Source organism: Gilliamella sp. wkB171 (assembly GCF_001693755.1).
GTDB classification, from domain to species: Bacteria; Pseudomonadota; Gammaproteobacteria; order Enterobacterales; family Orbaceae; genus Gilliamella; species Gilliamella apicola_F.
Map to the genome: position 1 here is coordinate 15,951 of NZ_LYST01000008.1, position 26,431 is coordinate 42,381.

The 26,431-nt window shown below is 33.3% G+C and carries 18 protein-coding genes, 1 tRNA gene and 2 pseudogenes; 9 read left to right on the forward strand and 12 right to left on the reverse strand.

Annotation, left to right across the window (positions count from 1 at the left end; all coding sequences use genetic code 11):
- Positions 1–169: 169 nt before the first annotated feature.
- Together gshA and A9G03_RS00485 are read left to right on the forward strand one after the other, a co-directional pair.
- Positions 170–1,723 (forward strand): glutamate--cysteine ligase, encoded by a 1,554-nt coding sequence (gene gshA / locus A9G03_RS00480; protein WP_065633096.1) that lies wholly within the window; start codon positions 170–172, stop codon positions 1,721–1,723.
- A 9-nt stretch (positions 1,724–1,732) separates the two neighbouring features.
- Positions 1,733–2,512 carry an endonuclease/exonuclease/phosphatase family protein gene (locus A9G03_RS00485; RefSeq protein WP_065633095.1) on the forward strand — a complete coding sequence of 260 codons (780 nt, stop codon included), beginning with the start codon at positions 1,733–1,735 and terminating at the stop codon, positions 2,510–2,512.
- On the opposite strand, the gene A9G03_RS00490 is transcribed toward A9G03_RS00485, so the two are convergent.
- From A9G03_RS00490 to rnhA, 3 genes are all read right to left on the reverse strand, one after another.
- Positions 2,493–3,752, reverse strand: coding sequence for a transglycosylase SLT domain-containing protein (locus A9G03_RS00490; protein WP_081297428.1), 1,260 nt, complete (start codon positions 3,750–3,752; stop codon positions 2,493–2,495). The two genes, A9G03_RS00485 and A9G03_RS00490, sit on opposite strands and share 20 nt — an antisense overlap.
- A gap of 42 nt (positions 3,753–3,794) precedes the next feature.
- Positions 3,795–4,523, reverse strand: a complete 729-nt coding sequence (gene gloB / locus A9G03_RS00495; protein ID WP_065798112.1) for a hydroxyacylglutathione hydrolase — start codon at positions 4,521–4,523, stop codon at positions 3,795–3,797.
- A 64-nt stretch (positions 4,524–4,587) separates the two neighbouring features.
- Complete coding sequence (rnhA, locus tag A9G03_RS00500; protein ID WP_065633092.1) at positions 4,588–5,061, reverse strand: ribonuclease HI; 474 nt, start codon at positions 5,059–5,061, stop codon at positions 4,588–4,590.
- Positions 5,062–5,250: 189 nt separating this feature from the next.
- Between rnhA and dnaQ the strand changes: the two genes are divergently transcribed.
- From dnaQ to A9G03_RS00515, 3 genes are all read left to right on the forward strand, one after another.
- The gene (dnaQ, locus tag A9G03_RS00505; RefSeq protein ID WP_255307620.1) at positions 5,251–5,985 is read left to right on the forward strand and encodes a DNA polymerase III subunit epsilon; all 735 of its coding nucleotides are present in this window, start codon (positions 5,251–5,253) and stop codon (positions 5,983–5,985) included.
- Positions 5,986–6,100: 115 nt separating this feature from the next.
- A tRNA-Asp gene (locus A9G03_RS00510) sits at positions 6,101–6,177 on the forward strand.
- Between the two features lie 101 nt (positions 6,178–6,278).
- A complete protein-coding gene (locus tag A9G03_RS00515) occupies positions 6,279–6,641 on the forward strand; it encodes a YbaN family protein (RefSeq protein ID WP_065798113.1) in 363 nt (120 codons plus the stop codon).
- Between the two features lie 75 nt (positions 6,642–6,716).
- Here A9G03_RS00515 and A9G03_RS00520 read toward each other — a convergent pair whose 3' ends face one another.
- Positions 6,717–7,772: a dihydroorotate oxidase gene (locus tag A9G03_RS00520; protein WP_065633090.1), complete on the reverse strand. Its 1,056-nt coding sequence runs from the start codon at positions 7,770–7,772 to the stop codon at positions 6,717–6,719.
- Between the two features lie 523 nt (positions 7,773–8,295).
- Here A9G03_RS00520 and A9G03_RS00525 point away from each other — a divergent pair.
- The 3 genes from A9G03_RS00525 to A9G03_RS00535 all read left to right on the forward strand — a co-directional run bounded on the left by A9G03_RS00525 (position 8,296) and on the right by A9G03_RS00535 (position 13,606).
- Entirely contained in the window at positions 8,296–11,067 is a 2,772-nt protein-coding gene (locus A9G03_RS00525) for a flavocytochrome c (protein ID WP_065798114.1), read from the forward strand.
- 28 nt (positions 11,068–11,095) lie between these two features.
- Positions 11,096–12,055 (forward strand): FAD:protein FMN transferase, encoded by a 960-nt coding sequence (locus A9G03_RS00530; protein WP_065798115.1) that lies wholly within the window; start codon positions 11,096–11,098, stop codon positions 12,053–12,055.
- 90 nt (positions 12,056–12,145) lie between these two features.
- A complete protein-coding gene (locus A9G03_RS00535) occupies positions 12,146–13,606 on the forward strand; it encodes a DASS family sodium-coupled anion symporter (RefSeq protein ID WP_065633087.1) in 1,461 nt (486 codons plus the stop codon).
- A 56-nt stretch (positions 13,607–13,662) separates the two neighbouring features.
- Here the strand turns inward: A9G03_RS00535 and A9G03_RS00540 are convergent, their stop codons facing one another.
- The 4 genes from A9G03_RS00540 to A9G03_RS00555 all read right to left on the reverse strand — a co-directional run bounded on the left by A9G03_RS00540 (position 13,663) and on the right by A9G03_RS00555 (position 19,535).
- On the reverse strand, positions 13,663–15,186 hold the full coding sequence (locus A9G03_RS00540) for a Ppx/GppA phosphatase family protein (RefSeq protein WP_218837048.1): 1,524 nt from the start codon (positions 15,184–15,186) through the stop codon (positions 13,663–13,665).
- A 12-nt stretch (positions 15,187–15,198) separates the two neighbouring features.
- Positions 15,199–17,256 (reverse strand): polyphosphate kinase 1, encoded by a 2,058-nt coding sequence (gene ppk1 / locus A9G03_RS00545; RefSeq protein ID WP_065633085.1) that lies wholly within the window; start codon positions 17,254–17,256, stop codon positions 15,199–15,201.
- A gap of 111 nt (positions 17,257–17,367) precedes the next feature.
- Complete coding sequence (pykF, locus tag A9G03_RS00550; RefSeq protein WP_065633084.1) at positions 17,368–18,780, reverse strand: pyruvate kinase PykF; 1,413 nt, start codon at positions 18,778–18,780, stop codon at positions 17,368–17,370.
- A gap of 335 nt (positions 18,781–19,115) precedes the next feature.
- Positions 19,116–19,535: an META domain-containing protein gene (locus A9G03_RS00555; protein WP_065633083.1), complete on the reverse strand. Its 420-nt coding sequence runs from the start codon at positions 19,533–19,535 to the stop codon at positions 19,116–19,118.
- Between the two features lie 74 nt (positions 19,536–19,609).
- Between A9G03_RS00555 and hrpA the strand changes: the two genes are divergently transcribed.
- Positions 19,610–23,488, forward strand: a complete 3,879-nt coding sequence (gene hrpA / locus A9G03_RS00560) for an ATP-dependent RNA helicase HrpA (RefSeq protein WP_082209361.1) — start codon at positions 19,610–19,612, stop codon at positions 23,486–23,488.
- 130 nt (positions 23,489–23,618) lie between these two features.
- Here hrpA and A9G03_RS12785 read toward each other — a convergent pair.
- From A9G03_RS12785 to A9G03_RS12620, 4 genes and pseudogenes are all read right to left on the reverse strand, one after another.
- Positions 23,619–24,104, reverse strand: a pseudogene (locus A9G03_RS12785) (YdgH/BhsA/McbA-like domain containing protein); the annotation flags it as partial.
- A gap of 45 nt (positions 24,105–24,149) precedes the next feature.
- Positions 24,150–24,662 (reverse strand): annotated as a pseudogene (locus A9G03_RS12790) (YdgH/BhsA/McbA-like domain containing protein); the annotation flags it as partial.
- Between the two features lie 51 nt (positions 24,663–24,713).
- On the reverse strand, positions 24,714–25,427 hold the full coding sequence (locus tag A9G03_RS00570; protein ID WP_065798117.1) for a helix-turn-helix domain-containing protein: 714 nt from the start codon (positions 25,425–25,427) through the stop codon (positions 24,714–24,716).
- A gap of 425 nt (positions 25,428–25,852) precedes the next feature.
- Complete coding sequence (locus tag A9G03_RS12620; protein WP_218837049.1) at positions 25,853–26,275, reverse strand: phage/plasmid replication domain-containing protein; 423 nt, start codon at positions 26,273–26,275, stop codon at positions 25,853–25,855.
- Positions 26,276–26,431 lie beyond the last annotated feature (156 nt).

Here is a 26,431-nt window from a genome sequence, read left to right on the forward strand (position 1 = left end):
CAGTTTGATTATTGGAATCGGCGCTCTGCTTAATAAATGTTACTGTTTTTGCCTATTAACTCTATAAAAGCTTATTTAATGATTTTAATAATATTAAAATTGCATTTAGCATAAGGCAAATTGTGTTAATATGATATTAATTAAAATATGATTAAGGAAGCAGTCAACTATGATTCCTGATGTTTCTAAAGCACTTAACTGGTTAGAAAAACATTATACTATTTTACAAGGTATTCAACGTGGTGTTGAACGTGAGACGTTGCGTATTTTACCTGATGGTACACTATCTAAGACCCCATTCCCTAATAAAATTGGATCTGCTTTAACTCATCCATGGATCACAACAGATTTTGCCGAATCGATGCTGGAATTTATTACGCCAGTTAATACCAACATCGATTATATGCTAACGTTTTTACGTGATTTACATCGTTACGCTAGTGTTAGTATTGGTGATGAAATGATGTGGCCTTTAAGCATGCCGTGCTTTGTCGCAAATGAAGATGACATTATTTTAGCGCAATATGGTAAATCAAATGAAGGACGCTTCAAAACAACGTATCGAGAAGGTTTAAAAAATCGCTATGGCGCGATGATGCAAACCATATCTGGCGTGCATTATAATTTTTCATTACCAATGGCTTTTTGGCAAGCTCGTGATGGTGTTAAAAATAGTGAAGAAGGTAAAGCGGTAATTTCTGAAGGTTATTTTAGATTAATTCGTAATTATTATCGTTTTGGTTGGGTCATTCCTTTTTTGTTTGGTGCATCTCCCTCTATGTGTTCTTCTTTCATTCAAGATCCTAAAAAAGCCAAAGCGTTTATTGAACAAACCAATGGTAATTGCTATTTACCTTATGCGACCTCATTAAGATTGAGTGATATAGGGTATACCAATAATGCTCAAAAACAATTAGGTATTACTTTTAATCATCTTGAGACCTATGCCGAAGGATTAAAACGAGCTACCCAAACTAAATCCCCAGAATTTGCAAAATTAGGTATCAAAGTTGACGGTCACTATCGTCAATTGAATGATCATGTATTACAGATAGAGAATGAATTCTATGCGCCAATTCGACCAAAACGTGTACCTAGGGCTGGTGAAACCCCATCAGATGCTTTATTACGTGGTGGAATAGAATATATTGAAGTTAGAGCCTTAGATGTAAATCCATTCTCACCAATCGGTATTACTGAAGAACAAATTCGTTTTATCGATCTATTTTTAATATGGTGTGCCTTAGCACCCGCACCAGAAATGAGTAGCCAAGAGCTTGAATGTGCAAAATTAAACTGGAATCGTGTTGTCATAGAAGGGCGAAAACCTGGACTTGAAATTGGTATGGGGTGTGATAGTTATCATGAACCGCTTTCTAAAGTTGGTCATGATTTATTTAAAGACTTACTGCGCGTTGCTGATGTTTTAGATCATAAAGATGATCAACAGCAATATCGTAAAGTTTGCGAACGATTAGAATTGATGTTTGATCAACCAGAGCTAACACTTTCAGCAAGAACCTTACAGGCTATTAGTGATTTAGGTACGTCTGAATTTGGTTTAGTACTTGCAACTCAATATAAAAAACAACTTATAACTGAACCATTATCATTATTAACCGATGGTGATTTTGTTCAACAACGTGTTTTATCTATTGAAAAACAGCAAAAGAAAGAGCAAAGTGATACATTATCATTTGATGATTATTTGAAACAAAAATGACCGTTTAGTATGTTTAAAAATCGTGATTATACATTAAGATATCAAGGAAATAATGATGTTGAATTGATTTTACCAAATCATCATATCATCGTAAATCAACCTTTGATTGACCAAGACTCTTTTTCAGTTTTAGTTTGGAATATTTTCAAGCAAAAAAGGGCGGATTGTATTCAAATTTTGGAGCAATATGCAAAAAGTACCAAACTGATCTTATTACAAGAGGCCCAAACCACACCACAATTATTAAATTTTATTTCAAAGCATAATAAAATAGCTGATCATGTGCCGGCTTATTGTTTAAATGATATCTATGCAGGCGTTATGACCATAACTGATAGTTTACCTTCTGCCTTATTATCTTTTAAAGAGAGAGAGCCGTTAATTAGAGTACCCAAGTCAGCATTAATTACCTATTACCCGATTGAGCACTCTTTAGAACAATTATTGGTCGCCAATATACATGCGATTAATTTTAGTTTGGGGGTAAAAGTTTATCGTCAACAAATGTTCATCTTATTAAATCGTATTAAAGAACATCATGGACCGGTCATTTTGGCTGGGGATTTTAACGCGTGGAGTCGACAACGTTTAAATCTTTTATATCATCTGATTCGTTCTATAGGATTAAAACCGGTTAATTTTTCTATCGATATTCGAAAAACATTTATGGGGAGACCGTTAGATTTTATTTTTTATCGAGGATTACAACTTGATGCAGCTGAAATTATTAGTACAACTGCATCCGATCATAATCCTCTATTAGTGAATTTTAGATTGGGTTTGCATTAGCAAGGTTAATGGTTAAAATATCGCCTTCTTTTACTCGCGAATTTTTTAACTTATTCCACTCAAGTATATCGGTAATTTTTACACGATAGTTTTGTGCGATTGAGTAAAGATTATCACCAGCTTTAACAAGATAGGTAATTTTTTTACTGCTATTACCATTTTTACCTAAAATAGAATTAACTGTTCTATTATTTGTTGAACTATACTTGATTGTTGAAGATTTCACTTCAAATGGCATTGTGGCATGCGGTACGTCTTGTAATAGTTCAGTTATTTCATTTGCAACCAAATTCTCTGCTTGTAATTTTTTAAATAGATCTTCAGCATGAACATAAGGAACAAGTAAATGGAAAGGACCATTTACCGTTTGTTGTACATACCCAGCATTATATGTCATTAAATCATTGAGTGATAACCCAGTATATTGGGCAATTTTAGCCAATGAAATATTTTTAGACATATCGATTCGCACTAAAGAATTTTCATAATTACAATCGGGTAATTTAATACCATATTGTTGATTATTTTTTACAATATCAATGATGGCTAAAATCTTAGGCACATAGTGCATGGTTTCACTAGGTAAATCTAAAGACCAATAATTGATTGGTAAACCTTTAGCTTGATTTTTTTCAATTGCTTTTCTAACTCGACCTTCACCCGCATTATAAGCAGCAAGAGTTAATAACCAATCGCCATTAAATTTGCTATTAAGGTTTTGTAATAGTGATATAGCTGAATTAGTTGATGCAATCAAATCACGGCGACCATCAAAGTAATTGCTTTGCTTTAATCCATATTCTTTGGCTGTAATCGGTACAAATTGCCATAATCCCGCAGCTTGAGCAGGGGATGTTGCCATTGGATCGTATGAACTTTCAATTAAAGGAATTAATGCCAACTCAACCGGTAAATTATTTTTACGTAACTGGTTGATAATATAGTATACATAAGGTTCAGAACGTAGTGCGATAGTTTCAAATCCTTGCGGATTTCGTAATAGACGTTCTCTTTCGGCTTTAATTCGACTATTTTCTGGCACATTAACATTAATTTGCGCTAACATAAATTGCCAAGGATTTTGAGTCACTGATGAGTAATTTACACCACCACTTTTGATACTCGTTGTCATTATTGATTTAGAGTTGTGCTTTTTATAAGTGCTATTATAGCGAGCTCCGTGATTTTGACATGCACCTAAAAAAGAACATAACACAGTAAAAATTATTAACTTTTTCATTAGTTTACAAGTTTTAACATGAATTTAAGTTGAGTATTATACCTAAAAATTGTCTTTTTGGCTCCTAAAAAAAGTAAACAATTCTAACTCATTGTTAAAATTGAATTTACTTTGTAAGTTTTTTTCATTACATCTCAAAAATAAATTAATTTGTCTTTCATTCAACAATGTTGAAGGTAAAGTTATTGTTTTATTTGAAATATAATTTAAATATTGCGTAATATTTTTGTCTTCCGGTACCATGTGTTTGGCGAATTTTAAATTCGATAAAGTATACTCATGACCTGCACAAATTAATGTGTTATCCGGTAACTTTTTTAATTTATTGAGTGAATCTAACATTTGCTGATAATGCTGCTCGAAAACTCGTCCACATCCGGCCGAAAATAACGTATCACCACAAAAAAGATAAGGCGCACAGTAATAGGCTAAATGCCCTAAAGTATGGCCTGGTACTTGTAATATATCAAATTTAAAATCAGCAATGGTAATTGTGTGCTTATTAGATAGTGATATTAAAGGTAAATTAATCTCACTTGGCCCATAAATGGCTATATCAGCATAATAGTCTTGCAGTAATTTAACACCACCAAGGTGATCAATATGGTGATGGGTGAGTAAAATTGCAAGAGGGGAGAGTTGGTGCTGGTTTAGATAGTTAATAACAGGTTTGCCATCACCCGGATCAACTATAATCACTTGCCTATGGGCATTTTCAAGCAACCAGATATAGTTATCTGCTAATGCCGGAATAATATGCAATTGAAACATTTGACCTAACTCCTTTCAACAAAATTGATTAAATATTATCACTATATTTTTAGTTAAATAACACTTAGTCACCAGCAGATTGTTCAAATAGTGTGTCATGCATAGTTGGATTTTCAGCCATAGTTTTTGCAATCACATCACAACGTTCATTTTCAACATGCCCAGCATGACCTTTTACCCAAATCCATTCAATTTTATGCGTTTGAACAAGTGAATCTAGTCGAGTCCAAAGATCTACATTTTTTACTGGTTTTTTATTAGCTGTTTTCCAACCATTTTTTTTCCAAGTATGGATCCAGTTTAAAATGCCGTTACGCAAATATTGACTGTCTGAATATAATTCTATTAAACAAGGTTGTTTTAGCTCTTCTAAGGCAACAATTGCTGCAAGTAATTCCATACGGTTATTTGTTGTTTTATAAAAACCTTTTGATAGGGTTTTTTCTGTTTGTTTATATTTTAAAATTGCGGCATAACCACCAGGGCCAGGGTTGCCTAAGCAAGAACCATCAGTATAAATTTCTATTTTTTTGAGCATGTTAATAATCTTTTTAAAATGATATTAATTGTTATCTATCTGCTAAAGATAAAGCAAAAATGAGTGTTTGTTACTATAAATGGTTTAACCACCTAAAACTATTGGGTATCAACATTAGAAGCGTTTAGTGCTAAACTATACCATTATTTTGATCATTCCCCAATTACTGATAAACAAAAAGAGAATAACGTGATAACTAATTGTAATCGCCAAATTGTATTAGATACAGAAACCACTGGTATGAATCAAGAAGGCAATAACCATTATGAAGGACATAAGATTATTGAAATTGGTGCCGTTGAAATTGTTAATCGACGATTAACAGGTAATCATTTTCATGTCTATATTAATCCCGAACGTTTAATTGATGAAGAAGCCTTCAAAGTTCATGGTATTAGTGATGAATTTGTAAAAGACAAACCTATATTTAAAAATATTGCTCATGATTTTATCAAGTTTATAGATGGTGCTGAGTTAGTTATTCATAATGCTTCGTTTGATGTTGGCTTTATGGATTACGAATTTCGCCTTTGTGGTTTAAATTTCAAAACAGCAGAACATTGTATTATTACCGATACCTTAGCAATGGCAAGACGTTTGTTTCCGGGAAAACGTAATAATTTAGATGTGCTTTGTGAACGTTATCAAATTGATAATTCTCATAGAACACTGCACGGAGCTTTACTTGATGCCGAGATTTTAGCAGAAGTCTATCTTGCAATGACAGGGGGGCAAACCACCTTATCATTTAGTAGTGATGATCATCTTTCATCTTCTACTGATGCTAATGCTGTTAAGAAAATAGATCGTAATGGTAATCGTTTAAAAGTGATTAAAGCGTCTGATGATGAGCTTGGCCAACATAAAGCTATTTTAGAAAAAATTGACAAAAAAAGTGGTGGGGCGTTATGGAACTCGCAATAATGATGGTTTTATATGCAATTAAACATTAATTTGCAAATTATTATTGACGAAAATGAAATTTATCTTTAACATCACGCCTACTTTAATGTTGTAGCATTAAAGACAGCTAAAAAGCGGAGCGGTAGTTCAGTTGGTTAGAATACCTGCCTGTCACGCAGGGGGTCGCGGGTTCGAGCCCCGTCCGTTCCGCCAATTCAATCTTGTTTTGGTCCTTATTTATTATCTGATTATACTATATCTACTTATTATCCATTCTATTAATCAATATTAAGTCGAAATAGAGCTATATTTCAATGTTAAAAAAATGGTTATTTATCATCGGTGGTGGAATTACTTTTGCGTTAGGGACAGTTGGAATTTTTGTTCCTCTTCTACCAACAGTACCTTTTTATTTATTAACTGCCTATTTATGGCTTAATAGTTCTGAGCGTCTTTATCACTATTTTACTAAAAGTCGTTATTATCAAATTTATATCCAAAAGATGCTTATTGAAAAGCAAGTCACTAAATCAAGCCTACTCAAAATGTTAATAATGGTATTTATCGTTTTGCTCATACCATTTATTATTTTTAATTCATTACATGTCAGAATTATCTTAGCGATAGTCTTTTTAGCTCACCTTGTTTTTGGTTATTATTATTTTAAGAAGAAGTAATAGCTAAGCTGAGTGTTTACAAAAAGCAAATAAATTACAGGGCAAGTTACCCTGTAACAATATATAAATTAATGGTTATTTTTGCAGGCTCTTTTTAATTTCGATTGCTAATAAAGGATTCCACATAGCACCTGTAGCACTCATTACTGCATCAGCTCCAACGTTTAACAACTCATTATAATGTTCACTATTGCTAACCCCACCAACGCCAATGATGCTGAATTTTAAATCCATCTGTTTACGATATTTAGCTAAACGACTCACCATATCTAAACCAGCCCAACGAATCGCATCACCACATATTCCACCTTCTTTTCGATTATCACCTAAAGCAGGATGCCCTTTGGCATCAACCGGTTTAGCTGATAGCGTGTTAATTGTACTTAAACCGTCGATAATAGAACCAATACGCGTTAATAAAGAAATAATTCTTTCATCATCAGGGAAGTAGGCTAATTTTAAAATAAGTGGGCGATCTGGTACTGCTGTTTTAATTTCATTAACGATACGCTCAACTCTATCAACATCAAAGCACAATAATTTACTTGCCCCTTCATTTGGGCAACTTAAGTTTGCTTCAAGTATTGGTGCATTGGTTTCTCTTACTAGTTTTGCAGCTAAAGCATAATCTTTTTCGATTTCACCTTGGCCTTGTGTACCTTGAAAACTACCAATAACGCATTGACCTTGTCCCGCTGAATTTACCGCATCAGCCATGTCAGGTTGCCAAATATCTGGTGCAAAAGAGGGAACACCAAAGGAGTTAGTAATCGATAAAGGTTGTTGATAATTAGTATCAGCTAAAACAGTATCAAGATTGCTTGATAATTTTCCTTTAGGATGTACAGATAAAACATTTGGTAGAGGATGGCATTTATGGAATTTTGTTCTGACCGTTTTATATACACATAAATCGAATCCATAAGCAAAAGCGGCTTTAATATAGTTAGCATTTAATAAAGGTCCAGCAGGCTGACCAAAAGGTAGATTAACATTAACATTTAAAAATTTAGTTTGTTTAGTCGGCACTTGTTCTGCTTTGTCTAATTCAGCAAAAAGTCCAAAAGGTCCTTGAGCATAATTATCTTCATAACTGATGTTCGGATTATAAAAAGGGATTAAGGCGGTCATATCAGCTCCTATTTATGTGTTTTCTTAAAATCAATTTGGTTTATAATGGTTGAGGAAAATAAATTTGAGAGATGCTTAAAATAAAAAATCCTCCATAAAGGAGGATTAATAATTGTAAATAAAAAAGAATGAAGATTTAGTTTTTCGTTCTGTTTGGGTATCTGGACCACTAACATTTATACATTCCTTTTTATATGAGTTGTTCGGCATTGTAGCTGAATTAAAATAAAGCACAAGCCAAAAATAATAAAAAATATCTAAGTAAATGAAATAGTTATAGTGTTTTTTTTGAGACAAATAATTAAATTACATACACTACGCTAACTATTTAACTGTCAAAAAAAAGCAATTTCTAATTATTCTGAATGGTAAGCTTTTATAATCCATTAATAAAATTGAATAATTTTTGTCGCAAAAATGATACTAACCTAACTGATCAGGCCATTGTAATTGGAGAACAGTTATCAGCAATGGTATTATTACCAGTAACAAATCAATTTAAGTAATTATTAGGTAACTAACGATGAGAAACGAAAATACTTTTAAACCATTCATTTTACCCAATGGTGTTGAATTAAAAAATCGCATAATGATGGCACCAATGACTACTTGTTCAGGTTTTCATGAAGGATCAGTAACGCATGATTTAATTGAATATTATCAAGCTAGATCGGGTGATATAGGCACTATTATTGTTGAATGTGGTTTTGTTGATGATAAAGGTTTGGCTTTTCCTGGTGCTATTGGTTTAGATAGTGACGATAAAATTGAAGGATTAGCCAAAATAGCTGAGGCGATCAAATCCAAAGGATCGAAAGCTATTATACAGGTTTATCATGGCGGTCGAATGGTCGAACCTAAATTAATCGGTGGTCAGCTTCCTGTCGGTCCGAGTGCCGTTGCCGCGCCAAGACCTGGTGCTGTAACCCCAATTGAATTAACAGGTGATGAAGTTGAGCATATGATTGATAAGTTTGGTCAAGCTGTGCGGCGTGCTATTCAGGCTGGATTTGATGGTGTAGAAATCCATGGTGCTAATACTTATTTAATACAACAGTTTTATTCACCTAATTCAAATCAACGAAATGATAAATGGGGTGGAAGCCGTGATAATCGAACAAGATTTCCTTTAGCCATTTTAGATATTACTCATAGCATGGTTAAACAATACGCAAATTCTAATTTCATTATTGGTTATCGTTTTTCACCTGAAGAATTAGAAGTTCCTGGCATTCGTTTTGATGACACGATGTATCTACTTGAGAAATTGGCTGAAAAAGGATTGGATTACATTCATTTTTCAATGGGAGCAATTCTTAGACCGTCTATTGTCGATACCCAAGATCCTACACCATTAATTCGAAAATATGTTGCAATGCGTTCTAAAACATTAGCAAAAATTCCTGTTGTAGGTGTGGGAAACGTAGTAAATCAAACCGATGTCGATGCCGCGTTAGAAAACGGTTATGATTTAGTTGCAGTTGGACGAGCTTGTATTGCATATCCTGATTGGGTAAGCAGAATTGAAAAAGGTGAAAAACTTGAGCTAGTTATCAACAGTGATAAGCGAGAAGCGCTTAAGATTCCAGAGCCTTTATGGCATTTCTCTTTGGTTGAAAGTTTAATTCGAGATGTTAATTTAAGTGTAAAAAAATTTAAACCAGGTGATTACCAAGAGAAAGTTAACGATGAATCATATGAATTTGTCATTAATGTAGAATTGGCCAAAGATTTTATCAAAGATATGCAATTAGTTAATGCTAATGAGTTTGATAATGAAGTTTTAACTCATTTTTCCGAAATTAAACATCGCATCATTGAAGCCAATAGTCCTTTTGTCGATGCTATTTCTGGCGCAACATCGCAATGTGAAGCATTTAAAAAAGCGGTAACCAAAGCTATGGCTAAATCCAATAAAGCTGCGATAGTGGCTGAAGGCGGTGATCCAAATGATAAAGCTTATGATATTGTTGTCGTTGGTAGTGGTGGAGCAGGACTTGCAGCAGCTATTCGAGCTCATGATTTAGGCGCAAATGTTGTGATTGTTGAAAAAATGTCTGTTATTGGTGGTAATACCAATAAAGCTTCAGCCGGAATGAATGCGGCAGAAACTAAGTTCCAAAAACTAAAAGGTATTGTCGATAGTAAAGAACTTTTTTATAAAGAGACGATGATTGGCGGTAAAAATAAAAATAACCCAGAATTATTGCACTATTTTGTTGAAAATGCACCTGAAGCTATTGATTGGTTGGGTAATAATGGTATTGAACTTAGTGGTATTACAACAACTGGTGGCATGAGTGTTGATCGTACCCATCGACCTGAGAGTGGGGCCGCTGTAGGAGGATTTTTGATTAGTGGTTTAGTTAAGAACATTAACAAACGAGGCATTGAAGTTTTATTAGACACGAATGTAACTGAGATTATTACCGAAAATAATAAAGTGAAGGGTATTAAAGCTGTTGATGACGATGGAACTATTCAAACCATAAAAGCTAAAGCGGTAATAATTGCAACGGGTGGCTTTAGTGCAAATCGTGAAATGGTCGAAAAATATCGTCCAGATCTTAAAGGATTTGTGACAACTAACCATAAAGGTGCTACCGGTTCAGGAATTATGATTTTAGAAAAACTTGGTGCAGGGACAGTGGATATGAAAGAAATCCAAATTCATCCAACTGTTGAACAAACAACATCTTATCTTATTTCAGAATCTATTCGAGGTGGCGGTGCAATTTTAGTATCACAAAATGGTGAGCGTTTTGTTAATGAATTGGATACACGAGATAAAGTGTCTGCCGAGATCATCAATTTGCCTCAACACTATGCTTATATTTTATTTGATCAAAAAGTGCGTGATGAAAACAAGTCTGTTGAAGAATATGTATCGCATGATTTGGTTATTCAAGCTAGCACCATTAATGAATTAGCTCAAAAATTATCAATTAATGTTGATTCATTAACTAAAACCATTGAACGTTATAATCAATTTGTTTCAAATCAACACGATGAAGATTTTGGACGAACAACAGGTATGCGTCATCCTATTAATACTGCGCCATTTTATGCAATAAAAATTGCACCCGGTGTACATCATACCATGGGGGGCGTAACGATAAATACCCAAACGCAGGTATTAGATGTCGAACATCACGTTATCGATGGTGTATTTGCTGCTGGTGAGGTTGTTGGTGGCGTACACGGAGCGAATCGAATAGGTGGAAATGCTGTTGCTGATATTATCATATTTGGTATGCAAGCTGGAAAAATAGCAACAGATTATATTCATCAGTGATTGTTTTTATACTTAGGGTATATTTAGCATGGTTAATTCAAGCTATGAATATGTGCAAAATTTATTAGGAACAAGAGTTTCATTAATACTCTGTGAACCTAATGAAATCGTTGCTTATAAAATATTTGAATTAATAAAAATGCTTGAAAGTAAGTTAACCGTTAATCGCTCTATATCTGAGGTGATGTCTATTAATTTGGCTGCGGGTCAACAACCTGTTAAAGTGAGTCATAGTATTTTTTCCTTAATTGCACAAGCTAAAGATGTCAGTTTAATGCCTGGTAGCTGTTTTAATGTCGCTATTGGGCCATTAGTTAAGTTATGGAAAATAGGATTTAATGGCAGATTTCCACCCAGCCAACAACAAATTGACGAAAAACGCTTATTAATCGATCCACAAGATATTGAACTCAATGTTGAAGATCAAACAGTTTTTTTGAAAAAAAAAGGCATGGAAATTGATATGGGCGCTATCGCAAAAGGCTATATTGCCGATATTGTAAAAGCCATTTTGCTACAAAATGGAATCAATCAAGCGATTATCAATTTAGGCGGCAATGTTGTGGCTTTAAATCAATCACCAGCAAATGCCGAGGGTTTTTGGCATATAGGATTAAGAAAACCTTTCTCCAACAATAATGAATTAGTCGGTTTTCTGAAAGTAATAAACAAATCTGTTGTAACCTCAGGTATATATGAACGCTATTTTGTACACAAAGATACTCTCTATCATCATATTCTGGATTCTTCAACGGGGTATCCTTTGAATAACGAATTAGAAAGTATCACAATCATTTCTGATACGTCCCTTGAAGGGGATTTATTTTCAACGCTTTTATATGGATTAGGCTATGAGCGTGCTAATGAATATTTACAAAAACACCGCAATTTATCAGCAATTTTTTTATTAAAAAATAAAACGATAAAGTTAGCTAATCCCCATAATTTTGCTTTCGAACTAACGAATCATCAATATGTAATGCGTTAATGCCTTAATTGAAATGATTATTGAATGCTGAATTTAATGTTTATTAAGAATTAGATCATGAAATTTTAAAATTAAAAAAGGAAAAATCCCATGAATACAATAAATAAGCCGCCAGTAAAATGGTTACCTTTGATAATTATTGCTGCGCTATCAGCAGTATTATGGTTATTGGTATCCCCCCCGCAAGGTATTAGTATAGAAGGGTGGCGAACAAGTATTATTTTTGTCGCAACCATTGCCTGTATTGTTGCTGAAATTATGCCTATAGGTGCCATTGGTTTATTGGCCATTACGGTTTTTGCAGTATTAAGACCTTCAGGGGCTATGTCTGCGGCAGAATCGATAAAAATATCGTTAAGTGAATTAAATAGTAGCCTAATTTGGCTTATTGTTATTGCTTTTATGATTGCGCGTGGATTTATTAAAACTGGACTGAGTAGACGCATTGCTTACTATCTTGTTAAAATTTTAGGTAAAAATACACTTGGTTTAGCGTATGGTTTATCGGTAACAGATATGGCTTTAGCGCCGGCTATTCCAAGTACGACGGCTAGAGCAGGAGGCGTTATATATCCAATAGCTGAAGCATTGGCAATTAATTTTAATTCTAACCCAAAAGATGAATCAAGAAACCGCATTGGTACTTTTTTGATGTTAACTATTAGCCATGTTAACGACATCACTTCTGCTATGTTTTTAACAGCTTTTACGGGAAATTTGTTGGCAGCTAAATTAGTGACAACGTCACTAGGTATCACTTTAGGATGGGGACAATGGTTTGTAGCCGCGATTGTACCTTGTTTAGTTTCGTTTATTGTTATTCCATTAGTTATCTATTTTTTAACTAACCCTGAACTGAAAAAAACGCCAGAGGCGCCAACCTTAGCTGTTGAAGAACTAAAAAAAATGGGTGCGGTTTCAAAAAAAGAAATTATCATGGGCTGTACTGTTATATTACTATTATGCCTTTGGATTTTTGGCAGTAATTTTGGTATTGATTCAACAACGACTGCATTTATCGGCTTGTCTATTTTGATTTTATCCGGTGTACTTAGTTGGGATGATATAAAAGGAGAGAAAGCAGCATGGGATACTTTAATTTGGTTTGCGGCATTATTGATGATGGCCGGCCAAGTTAATAAACTTGGTGTAACTAAGTGGTTAGGTGACACCATTGGTAATGCAGTAAAAGGTCATTTAGGTGATAGTAGCTGGGTATTTGTGATAATCATTTTATGTGTGGCTTATGTTTATTTACACTACTTTTTTGCAAGTGGAAATGCACATATTGCAGCCTTATTCCCTGTTTTTCTATCGGTTGCTATTGCACTGGGCGTACCACAAATGATAGCTATTTTTGCTCTTGTGATTTGTACTAATTACTTTGGTTCAATCACACAATTTGCAAATGCTAGAAATCCATTACTCTTTGCTGAAGGTTTTGTCCCAGTAAAAACATGGTGGAAAGTTGGCTTTATATGTAGTGTTGTGAATTTAATTATTGTCTTTACCATTGGTATTTTATGGTGGAAGATAATTGGATTAGGTTAATCACGTTATATTGTTACCGCCAGTCATATCTGGCGGTAAGTAACAGGGTTTATTTTTTAAAACGTTTCAATAGATAAATGCCAATCATTAACCGATTTCCAATATTTTTGCTCTTGTTCTAAATCAAGTAATATAAGCTTATTATTTTCAATGAATTGTTGATCAACTTCTAAGATGATATGGGTTAGCTTATCTTTTATAAGCTTTAAACGAAAAGCCTCTACATTAAGATCATTATTGCGTTGATTATTAATTAGAATCGAAAGTCTTAAAATTTGTAACAATGATACAATATGTTTATATTCAAAAAGGCTAAAATAAGGTAAATCATCAATATTAATTGACTTTCTGTGGTAGCGCACCAGCGTCGATAATAGTAATTGCTGTTCTTCATTAAATCCAGGTAGATTGCTATTTTGCAGTATATAACTTGAATGTTTATGGATCGAAGAGAAATTAATTTTTAATCCAACTTCGTGCAACTGTGCCGCCCAATATAAAATTGCTTCAACATTGGTAGGTATAGTCATTAAGGCTTGCTTTTTCCATTGTGAAAACAGATGTTTTGACGTTTTTACAATTTGTTTTGCATGACGCTCATCAATATTATAGTGTTGCGATAGTGATTCTGCTGTCGTTTCTCTAATATCACGATAATTGGGGCCATCAATTAGCTCATATAAAACACCTTCACGTAGTGCAAAAGGACAATAGTGCAATGCTTGTAATTCTAGCGCATCAAAAATACCGCTAAATATTGCTAAACCACTGACAAACACTTTTTTTCGTTCATCTGAAAGGGAAGGAAAATCGATATCTTGAAAAGATTTAAATTCTAGGACATAGCTAACTAAGTCGTCCAAACGTTTTGGTGTGATAATTCCGTCGCTAACACCAATATCAAGTAATATTTTATATATGCTTTTAATTGTACCTGATGTACCAAAAGCGACACTGATATTTTGTTTTTTTATCGTATTTATAATATTTTCAATTTGCTGCGTTGCTGCGAGTTTTGCTCGTTGAAATGAAGTTTTATCAATTATCTTATCTGGAAAAAATTGTTTAGTATAAGTAACACATCCCATAGGACGACTGGCTACTATCGAGGGTTTTAGATCATTGCCTTTACCAATAGCGATCTCTGTCGATCCTCCACCAATATCAATAACAAATTTAGTATCAAATTCAGAGGTAGATTCAGAGCTCATGGCGCCTAAATAAATCAAACGCGCTTCTTCTTGACCAGAGATAATTTCAACAGGATAGGGTAAAACTTTGGCTGCCGCAGTTAAAAACTTTTGTCTATTTTTAGCAATACGTAACGTATGTGTGGCAACAATTCTCACGTTTTCAACGGGAAAACCATTTAACCGTTCTGCAAATAAAGCAAGGCATTCCACACCACGACTAATACTTGATTCACTTAGCTCATTTTTATCATTTAAGCCTGTCGCTAAATGAATATTTTTTTTATTTTTATAAATAATTTGAGTAGCACCATCAATACAGCGCGCAATAACCATATGAAAACTATTTGACCCCAGGTCAAGAACCGCATATTCATTGAATTTATTCACTGTTTGAATTCCTTATTCATGTGTTTCTAATTGTTTTAAATAATCATAAATTGCATGTTGAGCTCTAATTTTTTTCTTATTGCCTCGTTGTACATAATTATTCATATTATCTTTATCAATTACACGGGCTTTAACATTATCATTACATTGAATATTAAAAATATCGTGGATAGTTGATCTTAAAATCGGATCGAAAATTTTAACGCCGACTTCTATACGGTTATCCAGATTTCTTGGCATCCAGTCAGCAGAAGAGATGAATGTATCTTTTTTACCCTCATTTTCAAAGATATAAACCCGAGCATGTTCTAAAAACTGATCCACAATACTTGTTACATAAATATTTTCACTGAGATTTGCAATTTGTGGAACTAAAACGCAAGTTCCACGTACGATCATCCTAATTTTGACTCCCGCACATGAAGCACGGTAAAGTGCATCGATCATCTCTTTATCGGTTATTGCATTAAGTTTTAGATAAATAGCAGCATTTTTTCCTGATTTTGCATGATTGATTTCTCGTTCAATAAATTCATGGAATCGCAAGCGTGTGTTTTGAGGCGAAACAAGCAGATAATTGAAAGAGACGGGTTTAAATGGATTTTCAATAAAATTGAAAACTTTTCTCACTTCATCTGTTATAGCGGGATCGGCGGTAAGTAGTGAAAAATCAGTATAAATTCTAGCCGTTCTTTCATTAAAATTACCAGAGCCAATATGGGCATATCGAACAATTTCGTCATTTTCTTTACGATCAATTAAAAATAATTTCGCATGAATTTTTAATTTTGGTTGTGAATAAATAACTTTAATTCCACTACTAATTAATCTTTTAGCCCATTTAATGTTTGCTTCTTCATCAAAACGTGCTTGTAACTCAACAACTACTGTGACTTTCTTACCATTGTTAGCTGCATTAATTGCTGCATGAATAAAACGAGAATCTTTCGCTACGCGATAAATATTCATTCGAATATGTGTTACTGCTGGATCAAAAGAAGCTTGACGCATAATTTCAAGTACATGGCCAAATGAATAATAAGGGTAGTAAAGTAGAACATCGCGGTCTTTGATAGCAGCAAAAGCATTTCTGAATTTTTTAAATCGATTATATGCAAGGCTTGGCAATCGTTTATTCAACAAATTTTTTACGCCAAGATCTGGAAATTTGACTAAATCCTTAAAATTAGGGTAACGTCCACCAGGCATTGCATCTTGTTCAGTTAATCTTAATTTATTTATCAATAATTCAAATAGTGCTTTAGGCATGTCTTTTTGATAAGTAAATCGCACTGGTTGAGCGGTTAAACGTTGCTTTAATCCTTGTGACATGAGCTCAAGTAAGCTATCTAATTCAGTATTCAATTCATACTCGGCATCACGATTAATATTGATTGAGTAAGCATTAAGTTCCTTGGCATCAAAAAATACTTTAAAAATTTCAGATAAGCAATAACGTAAAATGTTATCTAAAAATATGATTGATTTATTTTTGGTTGAAACTTCGGACGGAAGTAAAACAAAACGTGACACATTGTCTGTCGGTAATTCGAGTAACGCATAACTTATGCTAGTTTCACAAATAATTTCAACCGCTAAATAAGCATGATCGTCTTTTAAAAATTGAATTAATTCAGTATGACTATCTAACAAAATTGGCGTAATGTACTGACGTAAATTCTGTTTATAATAATTTTTTATCCAATTTTCTTGATATGAGGTTAATTGCCTTTCATTAATCAAAAAGATCTGATTTCTTGCCATTTCAAGTAATAATTCATTATAGAGCTGATCGAACTGTTGTTCTAATTGAATCACTTTTTGATTAACTTGTCGTAACAACTGTTTTGCGTTGGATGAGGTTTGGGCTTGTTCTTGTTCAATTAACACATATTTTTTTAAATTAGCAAATTGTACTTTATAAAATTCATCAAGATTACTCGAATATATGCCTAAAAATCGAATTCTTTCAATCAGGGGATTGTTTTTATCCGCTGCTTCTTGTAAGACTCGTTGATTAAAGGATAACCAACTCAGTTCTTTAGGTGTATATACTTTCTCTTCTGGCATTTTTTATCTCTTACAATTTATTAATTTTAATGATAACAGGATAACTTAAGATAAAAAAAAAGCTAGCATCTAGCTAGCTTTTTATAATTAAGTTGATAACCTTTAAGTGGATTAAATACGATGTACAGAAGTCGTATTAGTTGTTCCACTTGGTACCAATGCACCTGATACCATGACAATAGTATCACCTTGCTGTAAACCGCAAACTTTTACTGCCATTTCTTTACCTAAACGGTAGAAATCATCAGTAGAATTAATTGTATCAATTAAGATTGGTTCAACACCTTTCGATAGGGCTAATTGATTCACTGTTTTTTGGCTAGAAGACAGTGCTAAAATACGTGCTCTAGGGAAATAATGACGAACTTCACGTGCTGATTTACCACTACGTGTTGCCACAACGATTAATGGTACATTTAGACGCTCTGCAATTTCAACCGCACCACAACATACAGCTGCTGTAATACGTAATTTTTCTTCTTTAGCAGTTAATTCTAACGAAGCAGGAATCGTGCCATCGGTACGTTTACAAATAGTTGCCATGACGTTGACGGTTTCTAATGGGTATTTACCTTTAGCACTTTCACCAGATAGCATTACCGCATCAGTTCCATCAATAATTGCATTTGCGACATCACCCGCTTCAGCACGAGTAGGGCGAGGATTTTTGATCATTGAATCAAGCATTTGTGTTGCAGTGATTACAGGTTTTGATGCTCTATTACATTTTTTAATCATCATTTTTTGGGCGAAAATAACTTCTTCAACAGCGATTTCAACACCTAAGTCACCACGTGCAACCATGATACCATCGGAAGCTTCTAAAATTTCATCAAAATTATCTAACCCTTCTTGGTTTTCAATTTTAGAGATAATTTTAATATCTTCTCCACCATGAGTTTTTAAGTGAGCTCTAATATCTTCTACATCAGAACGCTTACGAATGAATGAAGCTGCAATAAAGTCAACACCTTGCTCACAACCAAAAATAAGGTCATTTTTGTCTTTTTCGGCTAGAGCAGGTAATTTAATAGAAACGCCTGGTAAATTAATACCTTTGTTTTCACCTAAATCACCATTATTCAAAACAGTACAAATAACTTCGTTTCCTTTAATTTCTTTTACATCCATGGCAATTAAGCCATCATCGACTAAAACGCGATTACCTGGTTTCAAGTCATGTGCAAAGCCTTTATAAGTTACGGCTACACGCTCTGCATTACCAATGACGGTCTCATCAGTGGTGAAGGTAAAAGTTTGACCCGCCACAAGTGAAACATCATTACCACCTTCTAATTTAATGGTACGAATTTCTGGACCTTTGGTATCTAGCATGATAGCGGCTTTTAAACCTGTTTCTTGCATTACTTCTCGTAAATTTTTGATTCGATTACCATGCTCTTCATAATCACCATGAGAGAAGTTTAAACGCATAACATTCATGCCTGCTTTTAATAATTTTGCTAACATCTCTTTTGATTCAGATTTAGGACCAATGGTGCAAACAATTTTTGTCTTTTTCATAATATTATCTACTAGTTGTTAAGGTTGAAGTTAAAATTTTAAATAAACTGTTTTTAAACAAAAAAAAATCAATGTCAGTACATTGATGGGAATGATAGGTAAAGGGAAATGGGTAACTGCAATATGGTTACTCAATTTAAATAAATTATTTGAAGAATTGATTATTTTCATCAAAGTGTGACCCTTAAAAAACTGTGGTCATTATATTCTTAACTATCGTTAAAATAAAGCTTTTTATCGTGATATGTGTCTTATCTTTGTACAACTTAGTTACCTTAAAACATCATGTAAAATTAAATAGGTCAAGTGTTTTAAGGTAAACTAAAGGGGTTGTGTCACATCAATTCTTTGACTTGATAGATAAGTTCGTTATCTTTATTTTTCAAAATAAGTTGATTATTTGTCAATTCAACTTTCGCACCATTAGTAATTAGTTGATCTATCACAATATCCAACTTATCTAGTTGGTCATCATTACAAAGCATTTTTGTCATAGCAACGCCAACACCTTTAATTTCATCATTTTTTAACGTAACCTGACCAGAAAATTGGTTGCACATTTTCCCTGTTATCGTCATCTTTTCACCAAATTCTAAGTCGGCTTGTTTATCTAAAGCAACATCTTGACCATTAGCTTTAATCAACACAAAATGATGATGCATTAAATCTGTATCTTTAATTTTGCCTGACTCCCCACATCCAGATAAAGTAAACAAAGCTGTGAGCAAAGAGAGATAGCCAATCGTTTTTTTCATACCAACTCCTAATAATAAGTAAATTTTGCTATAATGACACAATTATAATTGTTTACTAATATACTTGACACTTTATGTTATCTCAACAACAATTCAAACTTCTAGAATCAACGACTTTAAGTGATAAACAAAAAATAATAAAACTGTCACGCACCAAAGCTGATTCATTAAAAATTGATGCTGCTATTTTGCAAGCTGTTGATCATTACCAAACTAAATTGCAATCTTTGCCCAAGCAAATTAGTTATCCTCAACATTTACCTGTTGTTGAAAAAAAACAGGCAATTTATCAAGCTATAAAAAATCATCAAGTTGTAATTATTGCAGGTGAAACAGGATCAGGTAAAACCACACAAATTCCAAAAATTTGCTTAGAGCTTGGTTTAGGTGTCAAGGGGTTTATTGGACATACTCAACCTAGACGATTAGCTGCTCGTTCAGTTGCTAATCGTATTGCGGAAGAGTTAAACACTGAAATAGGGCAATTAGTCGGCTATAAAGTTAGATTCTCAGATCATGTTAGTGATAATACTTTAATCAAATTAATGACTGATGGTATTTTGCTGGCCGAAATACAACAAGATAAATTACTATTAAACTATGACACCATTATTATTGATGAAGCACATGAACGCAGTTTAAATATCGATTTTATTCTTGGCTATTTAAAACAATTATTACCTAAACGCCCTGACTTAAAAGTCATTATTACTTCTGCAACGATAGATGTTGAGCGATTTTCTCAGCATTTTAATTGTGCACCAATTATTGAAGTATCAGGAAGAACATATCCTGTTGAGGTGAGATATCGTCCTCAAGTAGCAAGTCGTGATTCAGATAATGACAACGAAAGTAGTAGTGATTTTCAACCTATCGTTGATGCAATTGATGAGCTGTCTGCTGAAAGTCATGGCGATATTTTGGTGTTTTTAACAGGTGAACGTGAGATTCGTGATCTTGCCGATACGTTAAATAAACTTAATTTACGTCATACTGATATATTACCGTTGTATGCTAGGTTATCTGCTTCTGAACAAAATCGTATTTTCCAATCGCATACTAAGCGACGCATTATTCTTTCAACCAATGTGGCTGAAACATCATTAACTTTACCTGGAATTAAGTATGTTATCGATCCGGGTTTAGCAAGAATAAGCCGTTATAGTTATAGAACTAAAGTTCAACGCTTACCTATCGAGCCGATTTCGCAAGCATCCGCTAATCAACGAAAAGGGCGTTGTGGTCGTACCTCTGATGGGATATGTATTCGTTTATATGATGAACAAGATTTTTTATCACGCCCAGAATTTACCGAACCAGAAATTTTGCGTACTAATCTGGCCTCTGTTATTTTGCAAATGACGTCCTTAGGATTGGGTGATATCGCTGCCTTTCCATTTGTTCAAGCACCGGACTCTAAATATATTCGTGATGGGATTCGATTATTAGAGGAACTCGGTGCAATCGAGGCTCATCATCATCAATATCGTTTGACCGAAATAGGAAAAATGTTGGCACAACTGCCAATTGATCCAAGATTAGCAAGAATGTTGGTTGAAGCAAGACGATTTGGTTGCATTAAAGAAATAATGATTATTACTGCTGCCTTATCTATTCAAGATCCGAGAGAGCGACCTTTAGATAAACAGCAAGCGTCCGATGAGAAACATAGACGTTTTATCGATAAGCAATCGGATTTTATTTCTTTCATTAATTTATGGCATTATATTGATGAACAGCAAAATCAACTTTCAGGGAATCAATTTCGACGCTTGTGTCAAAAAGAGTATTTAAATTACCTTCGTATTCGAGAATGGCAAGATGTCTATACTCAAATTAGACAAACAATCAAGCAATTAGCTTTTCCAATAAATAGTCAACCTGCTGATTATCGTTCTGTACATCTAGCATTATTAAGCGGCTTACTATCACATATTGGTATGAAAGAACTGGAAAAGCACGAATATATAGGTGCTCGTAATATTAAATTTGCTTTGTTTCCTAATTCAACATTATTTAAAAATCAGCCTAAGTGGTGTATTGCAAGCGAACTTGTCGAAACCAGTCGTTTGTGGGGTAGGATAGTGGCAAAAATCGATGTTGAATGGATCGAGCCTTTAGCTAAACATTTGCTTAAGTATAGCTATAGTGAGCCTAGATGGTCGAAAAAACAAGGGGTTGCTATAGCTAATGAAAAGGCAACATTATTTGGTTTGCCAATTGTAATCAATAGAGTCATCAACTATAGCAAAATCGATCCTGATTTAAGCCGAACTTTATTTATTAGGCATGCACTGGTAGAAGGCGATTGGCAAACAAGTTATCGATTTTTTATACAAAACCAAAAGCTGATCAAAGAAGTCGAAGATTTAGAACATAAGTCACGTCGTCAAGATATTTTAATTGATGATCAAGAATTATTTGATTTTTATAATCATAGAATTGATCAATCTGTTATTTCGGCCAAGCATTTTGATTCATGGTGGAAACAAAAACAAAAGTCAGATCCGGATTTGCTGAATTTTGAAAAAAATATGTTGATCAATCATAGTGCTCAACAAGTTAACCTTAATGAGTTTCCTGATTTTTGGCAACAGGGCAACTTCAAATTACCATTAAGTTATCATTTTGATATTGGTAACAAACGTGACGGTGTCACAGTTAAAATTCCTATCGATGCACTTAATCAAATTAAAAATAGAGGATTTGAATGGCAAGTGCCAGGGTTTAGGAAAGAATTGGTTATAGCATTAATCAAGTCATTACCCAAATCACTACGTAAAAGTCTGGTTCCCGCACCAAATTATGCCGAAGCGTTCTTAAGTAGGGTCAGTTCAACTGATATTCCTTTATTAGAAAGTTTACAAAATGAATTTAAAAAAATGACAGGTGTAACAATACTCAATGAAGACTGGCAGTTAAATCAAGTTCCTGATTATTTAAAAATGACTTTTGCTATTATTGATATCAATAATAAAGAATTAGCAACAGGTAAAGATTTGGTTCACCTTAAAGAACAACTTAAAGCACAAATACAGCATGCTCTATCGAATATAAATACTAAAAAAACTGATTCAATAGAAAAAAAGAATATTATCGATTGGAATTTTGGTTCACTACCCACTATTTATGAGGAACAACAAAAAAATTATACGATTAAAGCTTATCCTGCAATCATTGATAATCAGACATCGGTAAGTATAAATCTGGTTGATAGTTATGAAGAACAACAACGATTAAGTAAATTGGGACTAAGACGTTTATTGCTGTTAAATATTCCCTCACCAATAAAATATTTACATGAAAAATTACCCAATAAGTCTAAGTTAGGTCTTTATTTTAATTCGTTTGGCACTGTATTAAGTTTAATTGATGATTGTATTGCTTGTGCAATTGATGAGTTGATAGACAAAAATAATCAATTTGTTCAAAACCAAGAACAATACCAGCAATTATTGAATTATACCAAAGCTAATGTGAATGAATACGTTTATCATATTGCCAAGCAAGTTGAATCAATTTTAACTTTGCATTTTAGTATTAATAAAAAGCTAAAAGGGCGTGTTGATTTGTCTTTAGCTTTTGCACTATCAGATATAAAACAACAAATTGATGGGCTGGTTTATAAAGGATTTGTATCTAAAACAGGTTATAAAAAATTGTCTGATCTCTATCGCTATTTAACTGCAATCGAAAAACGTATCGAAAAATTAACAGTTAATCTAAATAAAGATAGGCAAGCCATGAACATTATTGAAGAAGTTAAAAATCAATATGAAAGTTGGCTAACTACTTTGCCTGAAAATGAAAGATTGCAAGATAATGTAACAGATATACGTTGGATGATTGAAGAGTTGAGAGTTAATCTCTTCGCTCAGCAGCTAGGTACACCGTACCCAATTTCTGCAAAACGAGTAAAGCAACAGATTGAATTAGTTAAATCGGAATTATAATTTTTTTAAGCTATTGTCCATAATATAACTTTTTATGGTGTTGAATTTAAATATGAGTGTTGTCAAATCTGATTTAAATTAAGGTAGGAGTAGTTGAAAAAGTAGGGCGCCAATGCGCCCAATACTGTGATTATCGATAGAGATCGACAAATACTGTAATATTTGGTCCGTTAGCATCCTGAGCGATGCGAGCAATATGATAATATTTAGCGCCAGCATCAATAGCACGTTTACCCGCTTGATACGAGATTTCTTGATCGGTTGGATAATATCCTCTAAACTTCACGGTATCATATGCAACCATTTTCGCCGCAGTTGCATCATTAAGTTCTTGAATTTTACGTCCATCAGGAAGAGTGACAGTGTAACGACTTGCTCGTTGTGGTGTATTTGCTGTATCTGCGGTTGCCGCTTCTGTTGTTGATGTACCACTCACCGTGCTGACATTGCTAGGTTTAGTGGTTTTATCAATAACTTTATTGTGGAATTTTTCGGCATAGAATTTTTCGTTAAATGCTGATGGTGAATAATAGCCCGGTTTTTCAACTTGCATTGCAGCTTCACCACCTTGTGCTAAGGCCAGTTGCCCAGCTTCGGAATCATATGGAATAGCATTTTCAGGTTGTAATTTTCGTTCTGGTGCATCTTTTTTAAATAAATACGCAGCGACTTGTAAATTACTACCAAGTTCTGATCGTGAGTCAATATAAAATGCATAAGCACCCTGAGCGGAGGCTTCTTTTGCAATCGCCTGATTCACATCATAATCATTAGGGAAGTAACCACGAATTCTAACAATATTAAAAGGTTCTAATCGAATTGCTTTAGACTTAGGATATTCATAAACACCTTCAAATTTACGAAGGTTTTCAGCTGGCTCATCTAATTTAGGTGCGTCTGCTTTATATAATTTAGCATAAACAATACGTAGTGTATCATTTGAGGGGCTAATATTTGTTGTTGTAATAAAAAAAGCAGCTGCTCCTTCTTTATCTGCTGCTTTAGACATTGCCATTACATAATCACTATCAGTGTAAAAAGCGCCACGAACAGTGATTTGTTTAAATGATTGCAAATTTTTAGCTTGTTCTTCAGTTAATTGTTGTGCAGCAAATGAACTTATTGGCATAATGGCAACAGTTGCTGCTATAAGAGTTTTCTTTAAACTTATCATAGTTATTAAACCTTAAAATGAACTTTTTTAAATATTTTATCATGAAATAAATTACTTTCCCAAAACAATTAGAGCATTTAAATTTTTGATAAAAATATACTTTCCTTTTACTGATAATATGTCTTGTTCTTGAAACTTAGACAAAATTCTACTAACAGTTTCAATGGTCAAACCTAAATAATTAGCGATATCAGTCCGGCTCATTGATAACTTTATATTTAAAGATGTATGGCCTCGTTTTTCATAGCGTTTATATAGAGAATAAATAAAAAATGCTAATCTTTCATCCGCTTTTTTCTGGGAATAGCATAATAATAATTTCTGATAATTATAGATATCCGTACTTAACAACTTGAATATCATATCTCTAACGGTTTTATTGACTTCAATGAGTGACATTAATTCTTCATAATTAAGTTCACAAACGGCAACATTATTTAAGGCCTTGATGGTATAGTTATATACTTTTGTTGAAATAGAATCTAAACCAACAATGTCGCCAGGTAAATAAAACCCATTAATATGTTCATTACCATCAGCTGTGGTGATATAAGTTTTTAAAGCACCCGAATGAATAATATAAAATTTAGTAAAAGGGGCATTTTCTTCTATCAAAATCTGATCTTTGGTATAAGAACATTTACGATCTAAAACTGTATGCAATTTGTTATTGACTAACATAGGAATACATAATGAACCTACACTACATAATTCACAAGGGACTGAATAACTTTTGGAACGTAATGGCTTATAGTTACTTTGCATATTTTATTAAAAGGATTAATTCCAATTCGATAATTGATAATAATCGCATATTTTACAATAAAACAATATATAACAGTTAGCCATTATTTTTTTATATGTTAAAAAAGAACAAAATAAATGATAAATTCGTTTAAAAGCGCCTAATTAAATCCAATAAGGTCAAATCTAAATTTTGGTGAGCTTCAGGCTAACTTAAATTTAAAGCCAAAGTAGGTGAGAAGTTGTAGACTCAAAAGCTATAATAAATAGGATTATATACGCAACATTTTATGATCAAAACTCAAGGCCCATAATTTAAAACAACAACAATTTTAACATTCAAATGAGATATAAATAATAAAATAACAATTTAATCAATTTAACATAATATACATTATGCGTACCGATATAAACGTAGATGAATTTTAGTAATTTAACTGACAGATTCATGACGCTAATTTAAAAATTTGCGGCATTTGATACCAATCTGGAATCGGACAATCTGCAACTACAACTTTTCTAATTTCACGTATAGCAACTGGACAAAATTTAGATAAATTAAAACGCAGTGCAATATCGATACCGATTTTTATTAATCGTGAACTATGAATTTTTACTTGCGATTTACTAAAATCAAAAGTTTGTCCACACATCCACTGAACGGCATACATCGCTGTTATATTTGCAGATCGCATTGTTTCTACAACACCCAGTCTAATAAGCTGATCACTAATCGTTTCAAAATCCATAGCACTCACCGATAACTTTTTATCTAAGTTTAAAAATTCATTATGTAATTCATTTAATCGTGTATAGTCTGATAATCCCCAATAATGTAAATTTTCTCGTTTTAAAAATCGGGATTTCAATTTCTGTTCAAATCTCACTACGCCATTTTGTTTACAATACTCTATTATTCTATTTAAGTAACTGAATTAATTTGAATTTTCACCAAATTTGCTTTTTATTTTTGTTAAACTATGTAATTCTAGTTCGTGAGATTTGTTATAAACCGTAGGATAGAT

Coding starts and splice junctions, on each gene's coding strand:
- gshA (WP_065633096.1), top strand. CDS start 170: ATGATTCCTGATGTTTCTAAAGCACTTAACTGGTTAGAAAAACATTAT.
- A9G03_RS00485 (WP_065633095.1), top strand. CDS start 1,733: ATGTTTAAAAATCGTGATTATACATTAAGATATCAAGGAAATAATGAT.
- A9G03_RS00490 (WP_081297428.1), bottom strand. CDS start 3,752: ATGAAAAAGTTAATAATTTTTACTGTGTTATGTTCTTTTTTAGGTGCA.
- gloB (WP_065798112.1), bottom strand. CDS start 4,523: ATGTTTCAATTGCATATTATTCCGGCATTAGCAGATAACTATATCTGG.
- rnhA (WP_065633092.1), bottom strand. CDS start 5,061: ATGCTCAAAAAAATAGAAATTTATACTGATGGTTCTTGCTTAGGCAAC.
- A9G03_RS00515 (WP_065798113.1), top strand. CDS start 6,279: ATGTTAAAAAAATGGTTATTTATCATCGGTGGTGGAATTACTTTTGCG.
- A9G03_RS00520 (WP_065633090.1), bottom strand. CDS start 7,772: ATGACCGCCTTAATCCCTTTTTATAATCCGAACATCAGTTATGAAGAT.
- A9G03_RS00525 (WP_065798114.1), top strand. CDS start 8,296: ATGAGAAACGAAAATACTTTTAAACCATTCATTTTACCCAATGGTGTT.
- A9G03_RS00530 (WP_065798115.1), top strand. CDS start 11,096: ATGGTTAATTCAAGCTATGAATATGTGCAAAATTTATTAGGAACAAGA.
- A9G03_RS00535 (WP_065633087.1), top strand. CDS start 12,146: ATGAATACAATAAATAAGCCGCCAGTAAAATGGTTACCTTTGATAATT.
- ppk1 (WP_065633085.1), bottom strand. CDS start 17,256: ATGCCAGAAGAGAAAGTATATACACCTAAAGAACTGAGTTGGTTATCC.
- pykF (WP_065633084.1), bottom strand. CDS start 18,780: ATGAAAAAGACAAAAATTGTTTGCACCATTGGTCCTAAATCTGAATCA.
- A9G03_RS00555 (WP_065633083.1), bottom strand. CDS start 19,535: ATGAAAAAAACGATTGGCTATCTCTCTTTGCTCACAGCTTTGTTTACT.
- hrpA (WP_082209361.1), top strand. CDS start 19,610: ATGTTATCTCAACAACAATTCAAACTTCTAGAATCAACGACTTTAAGT.
- A9G03_RS00570 (WP_065798117.1), bottom strand. CDS start 25,427: ATGCAAAGTAACTATAAGCCATTACGTTCCAAAAGTTATTCAGTCCCT.